The 3,071-nt window shown below is 38.2% G+C and carries 4 protein-coding genes; 2 read left to right on the top strand and 2 right to left on the bottom strand.

Annotation, left to right across the window (positions count from 1 at the left end):
• Positions 1-28: 28 nt before the first annotated feature.
• Positions 29-718, bottom strand: a complete 690-nt coding sequence (locus BW716_RS29605; RefSeq protein WP_083729686.1) for an IS5 family transposase — start codon at positions 716-718, stop codon at positions 29-31.
• Between the two features lie 482 nt (positions 719-1,200).
• On the opposite strand from BW716_RS29605, the gene BW716_RS29610 reads away from it, so the two are divergent.
• Both BW716_RS29610 and BW716_RS29615 read left to right on the top strand, forming a co-directional pair.
• Positions 1,201-1,965 (top strand): phage integrase SAM-like domain-containing protein, encoded by a 765-nt coding sequence (locus tag BW716_RS29610; protein ID WP_083729687.1) that lies wholly within the window; start codon positions 1,201-1,203, stop codon positions 1,963-1,965.
• Between the two features lie 155 nt (positions 1,966-2,120).
• Entirely contained in the window at positions 2,121-2,651 is a 531-nt protein-coding gene (locus tag BW716_RS29615; RefSeq protein ID WP_083729688.1) for a site-specific integrase, read from the top strand.
• 240 nt (positions 2,652-2,891) lie between these two features.
• On the opposite strand, the gene BW716_RS37880 is transcribed toward BW716_RS29615, so the two are convergent.
• On the bottom strand, positions 2,892-3,071 hold a 180-nt coding region (locus BW716_RS37880; protein ID WP_220388863.1), incomplete at its 5' end, for a hypothetical protein.

Raw genomic sequence — 3,071 nt, forward strand, 5'->3', positions numbered from 1 at the left:
CAGCAGCAAAGATAAGGGCTGTAAAACATTATTCTGGAATGCCGAGGTCCGAATACTTACGCCACGCGAATGATCGTTCAACCTGCCACCTACCGGTTTGTGGAACAAAACCTTTTACTGTCGGCGGTTTCTGAGTTATTTCTATATTCCATTTATAGTACTTTTCAACAGTATCACTAAATTCACCCCTGTAGGCCATGTCAGTACGAATAAGCTTCATTCTTGAACTATTTTTTTCTATTCTCCACAATAAGTCAAATCCACCTACTGAGTCATGAATATCTGCTGCACTGACACTGATCGCTATTGGTAAGCCCAGACTATCCACCGCCAGGTGCCTTTTTCGTCCATTAATATGCTTTCCGCCATCAATGCCTGTTTCAATATTTATAAATGGACTTTTTTTTATACTCTGGCTATCAATCGCTGCTGCAGAAGGTGCATAATTTCGGCCCTGCATCATTCGTTCTTTTCTTACAACCTTACTCATAACCTTTTCAAAGAATCCATTTTTCTTCCACTTGTTAAAATAATAGTAAACAATCTGCCAGTAAGGGAATTCGCTGCTTAAATTGCGCCATTGACAACCCGTTCTGCAGATCCATAGAATAGCATTAAATATCTTTCGAAGACAATATTTACGCTTTCTTTTGTCTGTTAATAATTTTTCTATACTTTGCCATTGCGAATCGGTCAATAATGTGTACTTCGGTCTCATAGTTTGTTTCTGGTAAATCCAAACTAATTGATCGATTCGTTTTCAACTAATTTCCCGCCGATTTATTTTTAAACATGTTCTAACAAGTTCGATCCCTTTAACCAAATAGCGTAGGAAAATAATTGAATCAACAGTAATAGTAACTTCCCATTTTAATTATACCCTGTATTGGTCCATTATATAAATCACATGCCCTACAATGTTTCCATTTTATGCCCCGGTCATTTAGAAGAAACTCTTAGGAGTGGTCCCGACGAATTCAGATTGTTCAAGAATTGACACTTATTGACCGTTACAGAACAATTGAAATTAATGAAACAAATGAGGCAGATTAGAGTATGTTTAAAAACTGATTCTCGTTATTTTAGAAGTATACTAATGAATGCTACCTGGATGAAAGCAACAGACGATTCAGGCAGGCTTTCATGATCTTTCGAGTCACCATTTTCAACGAAAAAAACTTCCTGCCACCGTTTTGACCAATGCGAGCACATATAGATCAACAAGATCGTCGAAATGCACACATTCGACCATATATTCTCACATTTCCCGATGTAACTGGCGGTACCGATTTTTATGGCTTCCCTGATCAACCACGGCACCTGTATGCTATCCCTTTTTATACCATTGCACCAGCCGTATATAGTCGTATTGCACAACACAACCGAACGTATTCCACTATTTGCCGAGTCACGTACAAGCTGATAGATTACAGCACGGTTGACGCCGTAGCCCCCGTGCCTTCATCCGCCAACGGTTCCGGGGTTTGCTCACCACTGAGATGTTATGCGTATGCCCGGATCGTGGTGAATAAGACTAAGTGTGAGCTGGGGATGAAACAGCAAATCAATCCCTCTGATTGGAATGAGGCGAAGGGATGTGCTAAGAGTAAATCGGATGAGTTAAGACGGTTTAACAGCTATTTGGAAGAGGTAAGGGCTAAGTTAGTCTGGCATTACCAGCAATTAAGATTGGGAGATGAGGGAATAAATGCGGATATGGTGAAGCAGACATTTTTAAATTACGATAAGCCTGTAGAACAGCATTCTTTGATGTGGCTCATAGGCCATCACAATGAAATTATGAAAACAGTCCTGGCTCCCGGGACTATGAAAAAATATCGCACTACTGAGAGCTATTTACAACTGTTTATTAAAAAACATTATGGTACAAATGATGTGTTGCTCAGAGGGCTGACTTTTGAGTTTATTACTGGTTTTGAGCATTATATAGGACCCAGCCATTGAAGGAGCATGATCAATGCACAAATAATGGGACTATGAAGCATATGGAGCGCCTGAAGAAAATAATGAAATAGGCGAAGGATAATGAATGGGTAGATAAAAACCCGTTTGAATTATACAAGCTGAAATTTAAGCATAAAGAGCGCGATTTTCTCAGCTTGGAAGAGCTGAAGGCTATAGAGAATAAAGAATTTGAAAATGAGATGCTAAAGCAGGTAAAAGAGCTGTTTCTTTTCAGTTGTTACACAGGATTGGCATTTGCGGATTTATTGAGTTTAAAGCCGGAGAATATATTTACTGCTAATGATGGAATGAAATGGATTAAGACATCCAGAGCAAAAACAGGTACACCTGTATACGTACCATTACTCAAACAGGCAATATCGATATTGAATATATACAATCAAGACGCGGAGTATATTTTCCCAAGCACCACCAATCAAAATATCAATAGAGGTCTTAAAATAATCAGTGAAATCTGTGAGATAAAAAAGCACCTGACGTTTCACCTTGCGAGGCATACGTTTGCAACTACTATAACGCTAATGAATGGGGTGCCTATAGAGTCAATCAGTAAGATGTTAGGTCATACGAAGCTGAGTACGACCATGATTTATGCGAAGGTAACGCAGAGTAAAGTAGCAATGGATATGGCGATGTTACAGCAGAAAATGAACGAGAATGAATAGAATCTGAGTTGTATTACGACCTACATTTGTATAGTCATGAAAAAAGACAAGTATCCTTATATATTAAATGAAACGACTGCCAGATTTGACTTTGAGAGTACGGGGCCAAATGGTACAATAAAAAAACGGTCGTTTATACAAAATTGAAAAGTTGCAGCCGTTTGAATCTGACAAGAACTATGGAGCATTTTGGGTTACCAGAAATAAAGTTTAATTTTGATTAAAAGGAAGAAATTATGTCTACAAAAATTTCACAATTTCTTGAAAAAAGGGAAAGTTAATAGTTGGTAAATCGAGCATTCCGGATGATGCAGTGCGCAATAGCCCTTTTATAATAAAAAAGATAGAGCAGGCTATGCGCAGATTGAAGGAACATCCATTTCCAATTGAACTGTTAAAAGCAAAATAATATTTTCTAAA

It is taken from the genome of [Flexibacter] sp. ATCC 35208 (assembly GCF_001975825.1).
Taxonomy (GTDB): Bacteria; Bacteroidota; Bacteroidia; order Chitinophagales; family Chitinophagaceae; genus Chitinophaga.

Bases quoted from the DNA above. Each gene is read 5' to 3' on its own strand.
- BW716_RS29610 (WP_083729687.1), top strand. From the start codon at position 1,201: ATGCGAGCACATATAGATCAACAAGATCGTCGAAATGCACACATTCGA.
- BW716_RS29605 (WP_083729686.1), bottom strand. From the start codon at position 718: ATGAGACCGAAGTACACATTATTGACCGATTCGCAATGGCAAAGTATA.